Annotated in this window: 15 protein-coding genes; 3 read left to right on the forward strand and 12 right to left on the reverse strand. The window is 65.8% G+C overall.

What is annotated here, in order from left to right:
* Positions 1–36 precede the first annotated feature (36 nt).
* Both OX459_RS04260 and pgi read right to left on the reverse strand, forming a co-directional pair.
* Entirely contained in the window at positions 37–933 is an 897-nt protein-coding gene (locus OX459_RS04260; protein ID WP_289903950.1) for an SMP-30/gluconolactonase/LRE family protein, read from the reverse strand.
* A 14-nt stretch (positions 934–947) separates the two neighbouring features.
* Positions 948–2,612, reverse strand: coding sequence for a glucose-6-phosphate isomerase (gene pgi / locus OX459_RS04265; protein WP_289903951.1), 1,665 nt, complete (start codon positions 2,610–2,612; stop codon positions 948–950).
* A gap of 336 nt (positions 2,613–2,948) precedes the next feature.
* On the opposite strand from pgi, the gene edd reads away from it, so the two are divergent.
* The 3 genes from edd (at position 2,949) to OX459_RS04280 (ending at position 6,208) form a co-directional block, all read left to right on the forward strand.
* Positions 2,949–4,862, forward strand: coding sequence for a phosphogluconate dehydratase (gene edd, locus OX459_RS04270; RefSeq protein WP_289903952.1), 1,914 nt, complete (start codon positions 2,949–2,951; stop codon positions 4,860–4,862).
* A 3-nt stretch (positions 4,863–4,865) separates the two neighbouring features.
* Positions 4,866–5,495, forward strand: a complete 630-nt coding sequence (gene eda / locus OX459_RS04275; RefSeq protein WP_289903953.1) for a bifunctional 4-hydroxy-2-oxoglutarate aldolase/2-dehydro-3-deoxy-phosphogluconate aldolase — start codon at positions 4,866–4,868, stop codon at positions 5,493–5,495.
* 188 nt (positions 5,496–5,683) lie between these two features.
* Complete coding sequence (locus tag OX459_RS04280) at positions 5,684–6,208, forward strand: Rhs element Vgr protein (RefSeq protein ID WP_289903958.1); 525 nt, start codon at positions 5,684–5,686, stop codon at positions 6,206–6,208.
* A gap of 8 nt (positions 6,209–6,216) precedes the next feature.
* Here OX459_RS04280 and OX459_RS04285 read toward each other — a convergent pair whose 3' ends face one another.
* Genes OX459_RS04285 through OX459_RS04330 form a run of 10 tightly spaced genes read right to left on the reverse strand, consistent with a single transcriptional unit; the run spans position 6,217 to position 16,257 of the window.
* The gene (locus OX459_RS04285; protein WP_289903959.1) at positions 6,217–7,239 is read right to left on the reverse strand and encodes a LytR C-terminal domain-containing protein; all 1,023 of its coding nucleotides are present in this window, start codon (positions 7,237–7,239) and stop codon (positions 6,217–6,219) included.
* Positions 7,240–7,252: 13 nt separating this feature from the next.
* A complete protein-coding gene (locus OX459_RS04290; protein WP_099666901.1) occupies positions 7,253–8,203 on the reverse strand; it encodes a type II secretion system F family protein in 951 nt (316 codons plus the stop codon).
* Positions 8,204–8,222: 19 nt separating this feature from the next.
* A complete protein-coding gene (locus OX459_RS04295) occupies positions 8,223–9,197 on the reverse strand; it encodes a type II secretion system F family protein (RefSeq protein ID WP_099666902.1) in 975 nt (324 codons plus the stop codon).
* A gap of 10 nt (positions 9,198–9,207) precedes the next feature.
* Entirely contained in the window at positions 9,208–10,575 is a 1,368-nt protein-coding gene (locus OX459_RS04300) for a CpaF family protein (protein ID WP_099379045.1), read from the reverse strand.
* Positions 10,576–10,601: 26 nt separating this feature from the next.
* Positions 10,602–11,753 (reverse strand): AAA family ATPase, encoded by a 1,152-nt coding sequence (locus OX459_RS04305; RefSeq protein ID WP_099666903.1) that lies wholly within the window; start codon positions 11,751–11,753, stop codon positions 10,602–10,604.
* A 22-nt stretch (positions 11,754–11,775) separates the two neighbouring features.
* On the reverse strand, positions 11,776–12,294 hold the full coding sequence (locus OX459_RS04310; protein ID WP_099666904.1) for a TadE family protein: 519 nt from the start codon (positions 12,292–12,294) through the stop codon (positions 11,776–11,778).
* A 10-nt stretch (positions 12,295–12,304) separates the two neighbouring features.
* The gene (locus OX459_RS04315) at positions 12,305–12,772 is read right to left on the reverse strand and encodes a TadE family protein (protein WP_289903960.1); all 468 of its coding nucleotides are present in this window, start codon (positions 12,770–12,772) and stop codon (positions 12,305–12,307) included.
* A 7-nt stretch (positions 12,773–12,779) separates the two neighbouring features.
* Positions 12,780–14,327, reverse strand: a complete 1,548-nt coding sequence (locus OX459_RS04320) for a TadE/TadG family type IV pilus assembly protein (protein ID WP_289903961.1) — start codon at positions 14,325–14,327, stop codon at positions 12,780–12,782.
* Between the two features lie 46 nt (positions 14,328–14,373).
* Positions 14,374–14,661, reverse strand: a complete 288-nt coding sequence (locus tag OX459_RS04325) for a pilus assembly protein (RefSeq protein WP_289903962.1) — start codon at positions 14,659–14,661, stop codon at positions 14,374–14,376.
* A gap of 9 nt (positions 14,662–14,670) precedes the next feature.
* On the reverse strand, positions 14,671–16,257 hold the full coding sequence (locus tag OX459_RS04330; protein ID WP_251350347.1) for a type II and III secretion system protein family protein: 1,587 nt from the start codon (positions 16,255–16,257) through the stop codon (positions 14,671–14,673).
* Positions 16,258–16,261: the final 4 nt, after the last annotated feature.

The following is a 16,261-nucleotide window of genomic DNA, read 5'->3' on the forward strand; positions in this document are numbered from 1 at the left end:
GCGAGGGTCCGGCGCTTTTTTTATGCGGGCAAACGTTTACGCCTGATACAGGTGTTCCGGCTGTCCCGCCACGTCCACGCGCACGGACAGCACGTGGCCGCTCAAAGGGTAGTTGGCAATTTCCTCTGCCGAGCGGTTATGGCTGGCGCTGGTGATGTACAGGGTGCGCAGGTCCGGGCCGCCGAACGTCACCATGGTGGGGCAGCGCACGGGCACGGCGATTTCGCCCAGCAGATGGCCATCGGGGGCGAAGCGCAAGATCTTGCCGCCTTCAAACATGGCCGACCAGTAATTGCCTTCGCTGTCGACGGCCGCGCCATCGGGGCGCCCGCCGTAATCAAAGGCTTTCTTGTCCGTGGAAAAACGCTGAAATGGTTGCGGCGCGGAAATGGCTCCACTCGCCGCGTCGAAATCGAAGCGGTCGATGCGGTGCGTGGTGGTATCCGAGTGGTACATGGTGCGCTTGTCCGGGGAAAATCCCAGGCCGTTCGATACGGTCATGCCGCCCGACCAGACCTTGCGCACATTGCCCTTTTCCAGCACGAACATTTCTGCCGCATCGGCGTTGCGCGGCTCGAAAATCGTGCCGACCCAGAAGCGTCCGGCAGGGTCGACCTTGCCATCGTTGAAGCGCGTGGTGGCCATGTCGAACGGCGCCGGGGCGATTTCCGCCAGGCTGCCCGTCTTCGTGTCGAGGTGGGCAAAGCCGCTGCGCAAGGCCACGATCAGGCCGCCGCCCGCGTTGATGGCCAGCGCCGACGGCTCCGTCGGCATGCTCCACTGTTCATGCTTGCCGCTGGCGGGGTGCAGGCGGTGCACGGCGCGGCCATCGATGTCGACCCAGTACAGGGCCGCTTCCTTGCCATGCCATAGCGGGCATTCGCCCACTTGCATGGCTTTGTCGCTGACTACTTTGATCTCGTAAATATTCATAAACCTCAATTAAGTTAATACGCCGCCTTGGCGGCTTTCGCCAGGGCAATCAAGCCATTGGTCGAGCTGTCGTGATGGTCGGGACGGGCTTCGCCCGTCAGTTCGGCCTGGATTTTCTTGGCCAGCACCTTGCCCAGTTCCACGCCCCACTGATCAAAACTGTTGACATTCCACAAGACGCCCTGCACGAAGGTCTTGTGTTCGTACAGCGCGATCAGGGCACCCAGGGTGGTCGGGGTCAGCTGGTCCATCAAAATGGTATTGCTGGGGCGGTTGCCGGGGAAAGTCTTGTGCGGCACGAGTGCCGCGATTTCGCTTTCCGGCAAGCCTTGCGCCTGCAAGTCAAGACGCACTTCCTCGCCCGTCTTGCCCGTCATGAAGGCTTCCGACTGGGCAAAGCAGTTCGCCAGCAGGGCGTCGTGGTGGCCTGGCAAATCGTGCGTGGCGCGCAGGGCGGCGATGAAGTCGATGGGCGTGATGTCGGTGCCCTGGTGCAGCAGCTGGAAATACGCGTGCTGCGCATTCGTGCCGCAATCGCCCCAGATGACGGGGCCGGTGGGCACGTCGACGGGCACGCCTTCCTTGGTGACGCGCTTGCCGTTGCTTTCCATGTCCAACTGTTGCAGATAGGCAGCAAAGCGGCTCAAGTCCTGGTGGTACGGCGCGATGGAGACGGAGCCGCAATCGAGGAACTGGCGGTTCCAGAAGCCCACCATGGCCAGCACCACGGGCATGTTCTGTTCCAGCGGGGCCTGGCGGAAGTGTTGATCCATCGCATGCGCGCCGGCGAGGAAATCGCTGAAGTATTCAAAGCCGACGGACAGCGCCACGGCCAGGCCGATCGACGACCAGACGGAATAGCGGCCGCCGACCCAGTCCCAAAACGGGAACATGTTGTCCGGCGAAATGCCGAAGTCAACGATGGCTTGCGTGTTGGTCGAGACAGCCACAAAATGCTTGGCCAAGTCGCGTTCTTCGCCTTCGAGCAAGAACCAGGCGCGCGCCGTGTTGGCGTTGAGCATGGTTTCAGCCGTAACAAAAGTTTTCGAGGCGACGATGAACAGCGTCGTTTCCGGGTCGACTTTCGACAGGGTTGCTTCCATGTCGTGCCCGTCGACGTTGGAAACAAAATGCATTTCCAGGCCCGGGTTGGCGTAGGAACGCAGCGCCAGGCACGCCATTTTCGGGCCCAGGTCCGAGCCGCCGATGCCGATGTTGACGATGTCGCAAATCGGCTTGCCCGTGTAGCCGAGCCAGCTGCCATTGCGCACCTTGTCCGTAAACGCCTTGACGCGTTGCAGCACATCTTGCACGTCGGCATCGATATCCTGGCCATCGACCACCAGCTTCGTGCCGCGTGGCGCGCGCAAGGCGGTATGCAGAACGGCCCGATGTTCGGTAAGATTGATTTTCTCGCCAGTGAACATGGCTTCGCGCTGCGCTTCCACGCCGCGCTCGCGGGCCAGTTCCATCAGCAGGCCCATGGCGGTGGCGTCGACCCGGTTCTTCGAGTAATCGAGCAACAGGCCGGCCGCATCCACCGTCATGCTGGCAAAGCGCGCGGGGTCGGTCGCGAACAGCTGGCGCAGATGCACGTCGCGCAGGCTGGCGCTGTGCGCTTGCAGGGACTGGAAACTGGCGGTGGCGGTGATGGCAGGAGTAGGTGCTGGCTGGCGCATGGCGGTCGGCTTGGGTGCTTGTCTCGGTTGAAAGGAGCGCGGCGCGTTCGGGGTGGCGAACTGCGGATCCGGCGTTGATGTGAGAATAATACATCAGAAAAACGTAATTTCACTACAGTTTGTGATGTGACGCTGATTTTGTTGTGCTTTTTTTAGCGATTGCGCCAGTGGTATACAAGGGAGGGGTTGGCCGGTGCTGATACGCGATATTGACCGGGTTTGCTTTGATACGCCGCAATCCGTGGCTTATTTGTGTTGTTGGCCCATGCAAGAGTGCTTCTTCTTCGCCATTTTGTAGTAAAATTTCACGAAATACTCATTTTTAAGGAAATCCATATGGCGCTGCATCCAGTAGTCGAATCCGTAACAGCGCGCATCATCGCGCGCAGCCGGCCATCGCGCGGCGCCTATCTGGCGCATCTGGATGCCGCCCGCATCCAGGGCGTGCAGCGCGGCGCCCTGTCGTGCACCAACCTGGCGCACGGCTTTGCCGCCTTTCCCGCCAACGACAAGCTGTCGCTGAAGGAATATAAAAAGCCGTCCGTGGCGATCGTTTCCTCGTACAACGACATGCTGTCGGCGCACCAGCCGTTTGACGGCTTCCCGCAGATTATCAAGCAAGCCGTGCGCGAAGTGGGCGCCGTCGCCCAGTTCGCTGGCGGCGTGCCTGCCATGTGTGATGGCGTGACGCAAGGCCAGCCGGGCATGGAACTGTCGCTGTTTTCGCGCGACACCATCGCCATGTCGACGGCCGTGGCGCTGTCGCACAATATGTTCGACTCGGCCCTGTACCTGGGCGTGTGCGACAAGATCGTGCCGGGCCTGTTGATCGGCGCGCTGCACTTCGGCCACTTGCCGGCCGTCTTCGTGCCGGCCGGTCCGATGACGTCGGGCCTGTCGAACCAGGAAAAAGCCAAGGTGCGCCAGCTGTATGCGCAAGGCAAGGCCACGCGTGAAGACTTGCTCGAAGGCGAGTCGAAAGCCTACCACGGCGCCGGCACCTGTACCTTCTACGGTACGGCGAACAGCAACCAGATGCTGATGGAAGTGATGGGCCTGCATTTGCCGGGCGCTGCCTTCATCACGCCGAATACGCCGCTGCGCGATGCGCTGACCGCCGCCGCCGCCCAGCGCGCCGCCGGCATCACGGCGCAAAGCGCCAATTACTTGCCGGTCGGCCATATTGTCGACGAGAAATGTATCGTCAACGCCGTCGTGGGCTTGCTGGCCACTGGCGGTTCGACCAACCATACCTTGCACCTGGTGGCCATCGCCAAGGCGGCCGGCATCGTCATCGACTGGAACGATTTCAACGAGCTGTCGGCCATCGTGCCGATGCTCACGCGCATCTACCCGAACGGCGACGCCGACGTGAACCATTTCCACGCGGCCGGCGGCACCGGTTACCTGATCCGCGAATTGCTGGACGCGGGCTTGCTGCACGAGGACGTCAACACCATCCTGGGCCATGGCTTGCGCGCGCACTGCATGGAGCCGTTCCTGGGCGAAGACGGCAAGGTCTTCTGGAAAGATGCACCGGCTGCCAGTGCCGACGAAAGCGTGCTGCGCCCGGCTTCGAACCCGTTCGCGCCGGACGGCGGCATGGTATTGGTCGCGGGTAACCTGGGCCGCGCCGTGATGAAAGTGTCGGCCGTCAAGCCGCAGCACCGCACGGTGGAAGCGCCTGCGCTGGTGTTCAATTCGCAGGAAGATTTCATGGCCGCCTACAAGGCGGGATCGCTGGACCGCGACTTCGTCGCCGTGCTGCGCTTCCAGGGGCCGCGCGCCAACGGCATGCCGGAACTGCATGCGCTGACGCCGGCGCTGGCCAACCTGCAGGATGCGGGCCGCCACGTGGCGCTGGTCACCGACGGCCGCATGTCGGGCGCGTCGGGCAAGGTGCCGGCTGCCATCCACGTGTCGCCTGAAATCCTCGCCGGCGGCCCGCTGGGCCTCGTGCGCGACGGCGACATCATCCGCCTCGACGCGTTTACCGGCGTATTGGAAGCGCTGGTGCCGGCCGACGTCTGGCATGCCCGCTCGCTGGTCACGGCCGACCTGTCGCCGAACCACATCGGCATGGGCCGCGAGCTGTTTTCCATGTTCCGTTCCACCGTCAGCGCGGCGGAAGAGGGTGCCACCACCTTCGGCCTGCCGTCGCCGATTCCCACCACCGTCGCCTTGCACGACGCCGACAATGTCGGTGATACCGTACCGGGTTCCGATGAAGACTTTTTGGCTAGGAAATAAGAGATGACCATGACACTACTGGAAATTATGCGCACCTCGAGCGTGATCCCCGTGATTGCGATCGACGATCCTGAACACGCCGTACCGCTGGCGCGCGCGCTGGTGGCGGGCGGCATCCGCGTGCTGGAAGTGACCCTGCGCACCAAGCACGGCCTGGAAGCGATCCGCGCCATGTCGGCCGTGCCGGGCGCCATCGTCGGCGTGGGCACCCTGACCCGTCCCGAGGAATTCGCCCAGGCGCGCGACGCGGGCGCCGTCTTCGGCGTCTCGCCAGGCCTGACGTCCGCGCTGGTGGCGGCGGCGAAAAGCAGCGGCTTGCCCTTGCTGCCAGGCGTGATGACGCCCGGCGAAGTGATGGCGGCGCGCGAAAATGGCTTCCAGCAGCTGAAACTGTTCCCGGCCGTGCCGGCGGGCGGCATCGGCATGCTCAACGCCATCTACGGCCCGCTGCCGGACATCACGTTCTGCCCGACGGGCGGCATCTCGCAAGAGACGGCGTCGCAGTTCCTGGCGTGCAAGAACGTCGCCTGCGTGGGCGGTTCGTGGCTGACGCCGAAAGACGCGATCGCAGCCGGTAACTGGGACCGCATCACGGAAATCGCCAAGGCTGCCAGCGGCCTGCGCTCGGTTTAGTCGTACCTGACATAAGCTACTGCGCGTCGCGCTTTGCGGCCTGCGATGCTCACCGTGCTCCAGCACGGTTGCGCTTCTTGGCCACAAATCGCTGCCGCTCGCTACGCTTATGTCAGGAACTTGACGCTTTGATAATGCGGCAGGCTTGCATGCCTGCCGCGCTTTCTTCTCCTCTTCTTATGCGCGTCTTGCGCCGCCCCCTCACCATCGGCGAAACCGCCATGGCCCGCAGCGTCTTCCAGGGCGCCATCGACTACGCGCGCGTGCGCGTCGTGCGCGGCTCCTTTTTACCGTTCGGCTTGCAGGACCAGAACACGGCGATGACGCCGCGCGGCAGCCTGCACTTCATGCCGGCCCAGTACCGCGACGATTTTTCCCGCGAAGGCAATGGCGGCAAGCTGTTCTTCATCCATGAGATGGTGCATGTGTGGCAATACCAGCTCGGCTACAGCGTGCTGCTGCATGGCGTGTTGCTGGCGCTGTGCGGCGGCTACATCCGGCAGCGCGCCTACCGCTACGACGCGCAGGCGGGCGGCGTCCTGTCCGACTTCAACATGGAACAGCAGGGCGACCTCATCGCCCACTACTTCGGCGCGCGCCAGCTGGGCATCCCTGCCTACGTGGCGAAGCTGCCGCAACTGCAGGAGATCCTGCAGGGCTTCCTGCTCGATCCCGCCGACCGCCGCCTGCTGCCACGCGGATGCCGCCGCTGATGCCACTGCTACGGTGCCGTGTTCGATGCCAGGCGCGTGTCCGGCGCGCGCAGGCTGGCCGCCGCATCCTTGCCCAGCAATAAACGCAGGTCGGCGCCCGTGCCGATGCCGCTGTCATCAGACGCTTGCAGCTGCGGCATGCCGCCTAAGGCGAGGGCGAGGGTGGCGGCCGCCTGGGCATGGCCGGGCCGGTAGACGATGCTGCTGGCCTGGACGCCGTATGGCCGCTGGTTGCCCAGCCGCAGTACGCTGATGCCCATGCCGCCCAGCATGCCGCGCATGCGCGCCGCCATCCCCGTTTCGCCATTGCCGTTGATGACTTCCAGCCGTGGCAGCGCCACCGCCGGCGCCACCGTTTTTGCCGGGGCGGGCAAGGCGGCGCGCGCCGCCACGGGAGCCTCGCGCCAGCTCAGCGCGAAGATATTCGGCTGCAATTGCGTCAGTTGCAGGCGGCTGGCAGGCGCCGCTGGCGCCAAGTCGGGCGCGAGGGACTGCGTGGCGGAATCGCCCGCATCGGCCACATCGACCGTGCCGATGTTGCGCGCCAGCGCCGCGATGGCCAGCTCCAGATTGGCGCGCGCCGGCTGTTGGCCGTTGTCGAGCTGCAGCGACTGGCGCAGCACGCTTGCCGCCTGCGCGTAATCGCCCTGCAGGTACAGGACGTAGCCGAGGTTGTTGTAGGTCCTGGCCGTCGGCGCCTCCTGTGCCAGCGCCTGCAACATGGTGCGGGCCGTTTCCAGCTGGCCCAGCTGCGCGTGCAGCACGGCGGCGCCATTGCGCGCATCGGCCGAGTCGGGTGTCAGCAGCAGGGCTTCGCGGTACGCCGCCAGCGCCGCACGCTGATCGCCCAGTTCCTGCAGGCGCTTGCCCAGCTTGCAGAACGCGGTGGTGCGGGTGGCGGCGCTGTCATCGATGCGCGCCAGGGGCGGCGCAGCGTGACTGCCCTGGCTGGCCGGGCCGGGCAGGTGGCCGCAGGCGGGCAGCAGGCCGGCGCAGGCGAGCATGAGCATCAGGGTGGTGTGCTGTGACATGGCGGTTCTCCGGTCAGTTGCCGCTGCCCATGCTGGGCAGGAGCACGCGGTAAATTTGCAGGAAGGCTGGTCCCATCAGGACGACCAGCAGCGACGGGAAGATGAAAAAGATCAGCGGAAACAGCAGCTTGAGGGCGATCTTCGCCGCTTCTTCCTCGGCCATCTGGCGGCGCTTGGTGCGCAGCTGATCCGACTGCACGCGCAGCGAGGCGGCGATGCTGGTGCCGAAGCGCTCGGCCTGGATCAGCATGGCCACCAGCGCGTCGACATCCTCGACGCCCGTGCGCAGGGCCAGGTTGCGCAGCGCCCGCTCCTTGGTGTTGCCGGCGCGTAGTTCCAGCATCACCAGGTGGAGCTCCTCGGCCAGCACGGTGCTTTTCAGGGCGATTTCGGACGCTACCCTGGCCAGCGCCGCATCCATGGCCAGGCCCGCTTCCACGCACACCGTCATCAAGTCCAGCGCATCGGGAAAGCTTTCGAAGATATCGCGCTGGCGCCGCTTGATCATTTGCGCCAGGACAATATTGGGCAGGTAGTAGCCGATGGCGGCGACGATCAGCAGCCAGAACAGCAATGCCTTGCCCGCCATCTGGCTGCCTGAGGCGCTCAGTCCCAGGAACAGCAGCAGGGGCAGGCCGATGGCCAGCATGGTCTTGGCGGAAAAGAACAGGATGGGCGCCGACGCCTGGCGCAAGCCGGCATTCATGAAGCGCCGGCGCATCACGGAGCCTTCCCAGCCCTGGTCGGGAAGCGACAGTTTGGCCAGGGGGCCGCTCAGGCGCACCATGCGCGCCAGCCAGGGGCTGGGCGCCGATGAGGCGCCAGGCGCCGCCGCGCTCTTGCCGGTGGCGTTGTCCATGCGCTGGCGCAAGGGATCGGGTGCAAAGCTGCGCATGGCCACCAGCACGGTGCCGAAGACGGCAATGAAGAGCAGGGCGAGGAAGGCGAAATGGACGGGGTTCATGAGGATTCTCCTTGCGGGCTCAGACACGGATGCGGATGATACTGCGCATGACCAGGACGCCGCACACCATCAGCAGCAGGGCGCCGACGAGCATCTTGCGTCCGCCCGGGTCGACGAACAGCATTTCCAGGAACTGCGGATTGGTCAGGTGGATCATGGCCGCCGCGCCGAACGGCAGCAGCGACAGGATCCAGGCCGACAGACGGCCCTCGGCCGACAGCACGCGCACCTGTCCCAGCAGCTTGATGCGCTCGCGGATGATGCGGCTGATGCTGTCGAGCAGTTCGGCCAGGTTGCCGCCTGTTTCGCGCTGGATCAGCACGGCGATGACAAAGTAGCGCAAGTCCGTGCTGGGCACGCGCGTGGCCAGGTTCATCAGGGCATCCTGCATGGCGATGCCGAAATTGACTTCGTCGAAGGTGGCGCGAAATTCCACGGCCAGCGGCGCGTTCATTTCATCTCCGACCATTTTCAGGGCGGTGGGAAAGGCGTGGCCGGCGCGCAGGGCGCGCGCCATCAGGTCCAGCGCATCGGGCAATTGCTGCTCGATGCGCTGCAGGCGCTTGGCCTTGGCGCGCAAGACCACCAGCAGCGGCAGCAGGGCCGCGCCGGCCACCAGGGGCAGGCGCAGCAGCCACGGCACGGCGAAGTAGCTGAGCAGCAAAAACGCCGCGCCGGCCGAGGCCAGCATCACGCCGGCGAAGCTGGCCACGCTCCAGCTCAGGCCAGACTGTTCCAGCAGGCGGTCGAGCGCATGCACGCGGGGCACGCTGAGCAGCACGCGCTGCAGGGCCGGGGTGTCGCTCAGCAGGCGCTTCTTGATCATCGAACTGCCCGCGTCGCCATGCGCGCCAGCCGACATGATGCGCAGGCGGCGCGCGACCCGTTCCGCTTCCGGGCCGCGCGACGTGTTCCACGCCAGGTACAGTCCCTCGATCAGCAGCACCACGGCGATGAAGGTGAGGATGGCGAATACGTAATAGAGATAGTCCATGATGCTCCCCTTAATGGTACTGGCGGGCGGGATCGAACAGGGTTTCCGGCAGGCTGATGCCGAAGGCGCGCAGGCGTTCCAGGAAATGCGGCCGCACGCCGCTGGCATGGAAATGGCCCTGCACCGTGCCGTCCTCGCCGATGCCCGTCTGGCGGAAGGTGAAGATTTCCTGCATGGTGATCATCTCGCCTTCCATGCCCGTGATTTCCTGGATCGAAATGATCTTGCGCTTGCCGTCCGTCAGGCGCGCCACCTGCACCACCACGCTGATGGCGGAACTGATCTGCTGGCGCATGGCTTTCACGGGCAGGCCCGCCGAGGCCATGCTGATCATGTTTTCCAGCCGCGTCAGTGCGTCGCGCGGGGTGTTGGCGTGGATGGTGGCCATCGAGCCTTCGTGGCCCGTGTTCATTGCGCCCAGCATGTCGAGCGCCTCGGCGCCGCGCACCTCGCCCAGGATGATGCGGTCGGGCCGCATGCGCAGCGCGTTGCGCACCAGCGCCCGCTGCGTCACTTCGCCCTTGCCCTCGATGTTCGCGGGCCGCGTTTCCAGGCGCACCACGTGCGGCTGCTGCATCTGCAGTTCGGCCGCGTCCTCGATGGTGACGATGCGTTCGGCCGTGCTGATGAAGCCGGAAATCGCATTGAGCATGGTGGTCTTGCCGCTGCCCGTGCCGCCCGAGATCAGGATGTTGACCTTGGCCTTGCCCAGCGCCTGCAGGGTGGTGCTCATTTCCTCCGTCAGGCTGTGCTTGAGCATCAGGTCGGCCAGGCGCAGGGGCTGGGCCGAGAAGCGGCGGATCGACATCACGGGGCCGTCGATGGCCAGCGGCGGGATGATGGCGTTGACGCGCGAACCGTCGGGCAGGCGCGCATCGACCATGGGGCTCGATTCATCGATGCGGCGGCCCACGCGCGAGACGATCTTGTCGATGATTTTCATCAGGTGGGCGTCGTCGGTGAAGCAGACGTCGCTCAGCTCCAGGCGGCCATGGCGTTCGACATACACCTGGCGGTAGGTGTTGACGAGAATATCGGACACGCCGGGATCGGCCAGCAGCGGTTCGAGCGGGCCGAAGCCGAGCACCTCGTCCTGGATGTCGCGGATCAGCGAGCGCCGTTCCAGCTCGTTGATCACCACATTGTCTTCCGTGAGCACGTCGCTGACGAGGATTTTCAGCTCTTCGCGGATCTGTTCGCGGGACAGGCGCTGCATGCCCTCCAGGTCGACGCGGTCGAGCAGCGCCTGGTGGGTGCGGTGCTTGAGTTGCTGGTAGCTCTGGCTCGATGCGCCCTGGTGCGCGGCATCGTCATTCAGGCTGGCGTCATCCTGGGCATAGCCCAGTCGGTCCCGCAGGGTGAGTTTTTCGGCAGTCATGGTCGGTCTCCGGTAAATAGGGGGTATCAGGCGCGCGCCAGCAGCCGCGAAACCCAGCCTTGCGCGGCGGGCGGGGTCTCGCCGGCCAGGCTGGCGGCCAGTTCCTGCAGGGCGCGCGAGACGGGATTGTGCGACGCCAGCTTGAGGATGGGCACGCCCTGGCTGACGGAGGCCGCTACCGCCTCGTAGTGGTTGGGGATGGATTTGTAGACATGCTTGCCATACGCCGCTTCCAGGTCGGCCACGCGGATGTTGTCGCTGCTGGCATAGCGGTTCAGGATCAGGCGGATCTTGTCTTCGCGGTAGCCCAGGCCGCGGAACACGTCGAGCAGGCGCTTGCCGTCGCGCACATAGGGCAGCGTTGCCTGCAGCACGGGGAAGATCAGGTCGGCCCGGTCCAGCGCGCGCACGCTGACGGGGTCGAGGCCGCGTCCCACGTCGAGCAGGATGTAGTCGTACTGGCTGCGCGCCAGGGTCAGCAGACGGTCGATATGGTCGGCTTCGACATCGGCCGCATGGGCGGGGTCGTCGGCGGCTGCCAGCACGCTGTAGGCGGGCGTGATCTGGATCATGCTGGCGCTGAGCAGCGAAGCGTCGAGGCGCACGATCTGCTGCGACAGCTGCGACAGGGTGGTGGCCGGCTTGTGGTCCGAGACGAACAGGGCGGCGTCGCCGAACTGCAGGTTCAGGTCGAACAGCGCCACCTTGCGCTGCTCGCCGGCGGCCAGCGCGTAGCCGAGGTTGGCGGCGATGAAGGTGGCGCCGCTGCCGCCCTTGCACGAGACGAAGGCCAGTACCTGGCCCTTGCGCGTGACCTGTTTTTGCAGTTTTTCCTCGATGCGGCGCAAGGCGGCGCACAGGGCTGCGTCGTCGTCCGGCTGCAGCACTTCGCGCACGCCGGCGCGCATCGAGCGCAGCAGGAATTGCGGACTTTGCTGTGTACATTGCACGATGATGGCCAGGTTCGGATGGCGCCCGCCCAGCAGTTCCAGCTGTTCCAGCTCCGCCTCGCCCGTCTGCTCCTGCTCCAGCAGCAGCAAGTCCGGCGTGACGCCGTTGTCGAAGACATCCGGTATGCTCGCCAGCAGCGCGACGCGGTCGGCCGCGCTGCGTTCGCGCAGCAGGCGGGTGAGCCGCTTGAGCTGGGCTTCATTTTTCGAGACGATGACGATATTCACGTGGTACTCCTGGTAAAGGCGTTCAGTTGATCTGGAAGCCCAGGCTTTCGGCGTGCATGACCACCACCGAGGCAGGCACGGCGATATTGAGAAAACCGAACAGGCTGACCATCGGCGTATAGCTGACGTTGTCGATCGATACGCGCACGCTGTCGATGCAGCTGGCCGTGCGCGTGTTGTCGCCGCAGGCCGACAGGTTGTCGCCGGGATCGGTGGGCGGCGAGGTCACTTCGGCGCCGCTCTTGTTCAGGTAGCTGATGGTGATGTTGGCGGCCGTCAGTTCCGGGGCGGCCGGCAGGGCCGTGCCGCCGAACAGGGCCAGCGTCTTGACGGCGTCGGTCTGGTCGATCCAGCGCACCACGGCTTCGCGCGCGGCGCGGCGGCTCACTTCCTGCACCGTGTTGTACAGGTACAGCATGCGGCCGAATTCGAGGATGCCGAACAGCAGGGTGAAAAACAGCAGCGCCACCAGGGCGAATTCGACGGCGGCGGCGCCGTGCTGGCGGCCGGCCCGGGGTGCAAGCGGAAGGCGGTGGCGCATGGCGTTCTCCTTACAGCATGTAGCGCATGGTGGTGCGCGGCGACAGCGGCGTGGCATAGCTGCTGGCCGCGCCGATGACGAAGGGCAGGTACTGGCCCACCGACAGCGTGTAGTTGACGACTTCGACGCGGATGCCGCCCGGCGCCGTGCCATCGGTGCAGCTGCTGTCGTTGAAGCTCGCGTCCAGGCAGGTAACCGTCACGTTGGCCGTGGTGAAGCCGCTGATGCCGGCGCTGACGGCCGCATCGACCACCGTCTGCCTGGCCGCAGGCACGCCCTGCGAGGAGATGCTCGCCTTGGCCTTGACGGACATGTTGCGCGCGGCGTCGCGCGTGGCCTTGGTCAGCGCGTCGTAGTACCAGAAGGCGCGGCCGAAGCCGAAGATACCGGCCAGCAGGGTGACCAGCAGGGCCAGCACGATGCCGAATTCGACGGCGGCGCCGCCGCGCTGCCTGAGGGGGGGAAGGGGGATGCGCATGGCCGCCTCACTTGTAGAGTTTGATTTCGGAATTCGGCACGGGCTCGATCAGGCCCGCGAACTCGACGTCGAGGCGCGCGCCGCCGCTGAAATCGGCCTTCATCGTCATGAAGAATTTGCCGATGCCCACGGCATCCATGGAGCCGCACGAGGCCGGTCCCACGGGCGCCGTGCGGCAGTCGACCAGCACCACGTTGAGGATGCGCCGGTTGTTGCGGCCCGGATGGGCTGCCGAGGGCGCCTGGAACGTGGGGCCGCTGGTCTGGTTGTACGGCGAAGGCGGTGTACTGGCAGGAAAGCTTGCGCCGGGGCTGACGGGGTAGCTGGCCGTGTCGAAGTAGTTCGCCTTGGCGGTGCTGTACATGGGATTGGCATTGGCGTCCGCGACGCTGTAGGCCGTGCCGGCCTTGGCCGGGGTGGCGCCGTTGCTTTGGTAGGCGGGGCCGTAGGACCACAGCACGCCGTAGCCGGCGAACTGCGCCTGGGCCGCCGTCACGGGCGTCGTGAAGGTCGGCGGCAGGCGGTAGTTCGGCTTGTTGCCGGACAGGCTGACCGATTGCTGGCTGGGCAAGGTGCTGGCGCCCGGTTCCATCCAGCCGGTGGGCGGCGAGTTGGCGGCGCTGGCGACGCAGGGCGATCCGCCGCCCTTGCATGGATATTCCTTGATGTTGGTATCGGGCGGTGCCGTCGCGGGGTCGCACACGGAAGGCGAGGAATAATCGTCGAAGCGCGAATTGAGGGCGGCTGCGATCTTGCCGGCGCTCAAGCCTGTGTTCGTGTAGACCTTGCCCGAGCCGCTGCTGACGACGGCGCTGCTGCCCGTGCACATGAACGGCGCGGTGGAATTGGCGCTGGAATGCGAAGCGTCGCAGGCGCCAGGGGGCGCGTCGACGGGGTTGATCAGGTAGGGATCGGACGAGCCGCCCAGCGGATTGAGGCCGAACAGGTTGTAGGTGACGCCGCGGCGAAAGCCGAATTCCAGCAGTTCCGTCAGGCCCGTGCCGGCCGGTGCGGCCGGATACGTGTATTGCGCCGTCTTGTTGGCCGGATCGACGGCGCACACGCCGATCGGCGTGACGTCGTTGACGAAGCGGCCTGCCACGGCCACGCCCGAGGTGCTGGTGCTGGCGATGCCGGCGATGCCCATCAGGTAGGTGGCGAAGGTCTTGCTGCCCGTGTCGACGCGGATGAAGGTCTGGCCCTGGGGGCTGGTGCGGGCGCTGGCGCCGGACGACCATGGCCCGTCCGGGCTGGGGCCGAAGCTGATGTTGGCGGCCGTGATGGTCAGGGTGGTGGAAAAATCGTAGCGGTTCTTTTGCGCGATGGCGATGGCCTTCGTCTGCGCGTTGTCGATGCCGGTGGCGCTTTGATTGAGTTCCACGGCGCCTGCCAGCGCCGAGCTGTCGGCGCCGTTCTGCAGCTCCGTCTTGGCGATGTACAGGTGGCCCAGATCCAGCACCAGGCCGCCCATGGCAAACAGTACCACCAGGGTGAGCCCCAGCACGATGGCGATCGCGCCCTGCTGCTTGTCGTGCCTGCGGAATGCGGTGTTCATGGCTGTCTCCTGGTGGCCTGGGGGAAGTGCATCGCGGGACCGGCGCCTACTGGCGTCCGCCCACGCCGATGGTGAAGACATTCGGTTGCGGGTCCGGCGCCGCGAACGATTTCTGGTAGCGCTGGTAGGCGCTGGCGCCGGCCTTGCCGTCGATGCCGCTGACGGGGTTGGTATTGCGGTAGGCGTCCGGATACATGATCTGCTGGGCCTTGAGCAGGGCCACCGATTCGCCGAAGTGCGAATCGAGCACGGGCGTGGTGGTGGCGGTGCAGCCGGCCAGCAGCGACAGCAACGACAGCAGGGCGGCGCAAGGCAGGCAATGAGCGGTTTTCATGGTGTTCTCCTATTTGAGGTCGAAGCCGGCGGCAGGCTGGGGCGCGGCCGCTTGCGGCTGCATGGGGGCTGCTGGCGCTGCGGGGGCGGGCGCAGGGGCGCTGCCTTCCATTTTCCCCTGCATGAACATGTCGCCGCGCGTCGGCTGGATGTAGCCGTCGGTGGGCAGCTTGTAGTCGGCCGGCAGCGGCTTGACCAGGTGCGGCGTGATGATGAAGACCAGTTCCGAACGGTCCGTCTGGAAGTCCGTGCTGCGGAACAGGGCGCCCAGCACGGGCACTTCGCCCAGGCCCGGCAAGGCTTTGATATTGCTGGTCACGTTGTTCTTGATCAAGCCGCCGATGGCGAAGCTCTGGCCGTCGAACAGCTGCACCGTGGTGGTGGCGCGCCGCGTCGTAAACGAAGGCAGGACGGCGGTGGCCGAGATGCCGGTGGCGGTGATGCCGATGCCGTCCTTGTTCAGGTCCGACACTTCCGGCGCCACCTTCAGGTTGATGCGTCCCCCTTCGAGCACGGTGGGCGTGAATTTCACGGCCACGCCGAATTCCTTCTCTTCCAGCGTGATGGTGGGCACGCCGCCATTGTTGGTCTGGCTGACGGGGATGAAGATTTTGCCGCCGGCCAGGAAGCTCGCCTCCTGCCCGCTGATGGCCATGATGTTCGGTTCGGCCAGCACCTTGATCAGGCCATCGCGTTTTTGCGCGTCGAGGTTGAAGAAGTTGTTCTTGCTGGCGCCGCTCAAGCCGCTGGGATTGTTGCTGAGCAGGCTGGACAGCAGCGAATACGACCAGCTGCCGATGGTCTTGTTGATGCCCAGGCTGGCGCCCAGCTGGTCGACCAGCACCTTCGACACCTCGGCCACCTTCACTTCCAGCATTACCTGCTGCGGCGCGGCGATCGACAGCAGGTTGATCACGCGCGGCATGCCCGCATCGGGTGCAGGGGCTGGAGCGGCGGCGCCTGCGGCCGGCGCTGCGCCGGAGGTGGCGCCGCCGCTGCGGGTGCTGCGCTGCACATAGGCGTTGGCCAGCGACAGGGCCTGGTCGGCCTTGACGACATCGCTGACCATGCCCGACAGGATCAGCGTGTCGCCTGCCACCGTGACGTGGATCTTTTCGTTCGGCAGCAGCTCGGCCATGCGTGCCTGCAGGCTGCTGCTGTCGATGCCGACGGCCAGGTCGATGATGGTGGCGTCATTGCTCTTGTTCCACAGGATCAGGTTGGTGGTGCCGACGGAGCGCCCCAGCAGGTAGACCTCGGTGGGGTTGAGCAGGATCACGTCGGCGATGCGCGGATCGCCGACGGACATGCGGCTGGCGGCGAACGGCAGGCGCACCAGGGTCGACTTGCCTTCGGCCAGGCTCATTTGCGGCGCCATCTCGGTGCGGCCGGCGCGCGATTCGCTTTGCGGCGGCGTGGACTTGGGACGGACGGCGGCCCGGCTGCTCCTGGCGGCGCCCGTTTCGGCAGCGGCGGCGGTAGCGGCCGTGGCGGCGACTGGCTCGGCGTGCGCCCGGGGCGCCAGGGCGCCGATGGCGGCGATGGCAAGCGCTAGGCGCAGGCCCCGGATGCCGCTTGCTGTGCGATATGTACTCATGGCT

The organism is Janthinobacterium sp. SUN026, assembly GCF_030397625.1.
GTDB classification, from domain to species: domain Bacteria; phylum Pseudomonadota; class Gammaproteobacteria; order Burkholderiales; family Burkholderiaceae_D; genus Janthinobacterium; species Janthinobacterium kumbetense.

Bases quoted from the DNA above. Each gene is read 5' to 3' on its own strand.
- OX459_RS04260 (WP_289903950.1), bottom strand. From the start codon at position 933: ATGAATATTTACGAGATCAAAGTAGTCAGCGACAAAGCCATGCAAGTG.
- pgi (WP_289903951.1), bottom strand. From the start codon at position 2,612: ATGCGCCAGCCAGCACCTACTCCTGCCATCACCGCCACCGCCAGTTTC.
- edd (WP_289903952.1), top strand. From the start codon at position 2,949: ATGGCGCTGCATCCAGTAGTCGAATCCGTAACAGCGCGCATCATCGCG.
- eda (WP_289903953.1), top strand. From the start codon at position 4,866: ATGACCATGACACTACTGGAAATTATGCGCACCTCGAGCGTGATCCCC.
- OX459_RS04285 (WP_289903959.1), bottom strand. From the start codon at position 7,239: ATGTCACAGCACACCACCCTGATGCTCATGCTCGCCTGCGCCGGCCTG.
- OX459_RS04290 (WP_099666901.1), bottom strand. From the start codon at position 8,203: ATGAACCCCGTCCATTTCGCCTTCCTCGCCCTGCTCTTCATTGCCGTC.
- OX459_RS04295 (WP_099666902.1), bottom strand. From the start codon at position 9,197: ATGGACTATCTCTATTACGTATTCGCCATCCTCACCTTCATCGCCGTG.
- OX459_RS04300 (WP_099379045.1), bottom strand. From the start codon at position 10,575: ATGACTGCCGAAAAACTCACCCTGCGGGACCGACTGGGCTATGCCCAG.
- OX459_RS04310 (WP_099666904.1), bottom strand. From the start codon at position 12,294: ATGCGCCACCGCCTTCCGCTTGCACCCCGGGCCGGCCGCCAGCACGGC.
- OX459_RS04315 (WP_289903960.1), bottom strand. From the start codon at position 12,772: ATGCGCATCCCCCTTCCCCCCCTCAGGCAGCGCGGCGGCGCCGCCGTC.
- OX459_RS04320 (WP_289903961.1), bottom strand. From the start codon at position 14,327: ATGAACACCGCATTCCGCAGGCACGACAAGCAGCAGGGCGCGATCGCC.
- OX459_RS04325 (WP_289903962.1), bottom strand. From the start codon at position 14,661: ATGAAAACCGCTCATTGCCTGCCTTGCGCCGCCCTGCTGTCGTTGCTG.
- OX459_RS04330 (WP_251350347.1), bottom strand. From the start codon at position 16,257: ATGAGTACATATCGCACAGCAAGCGGCATCCGGGGCCTGCGCCTAGCG.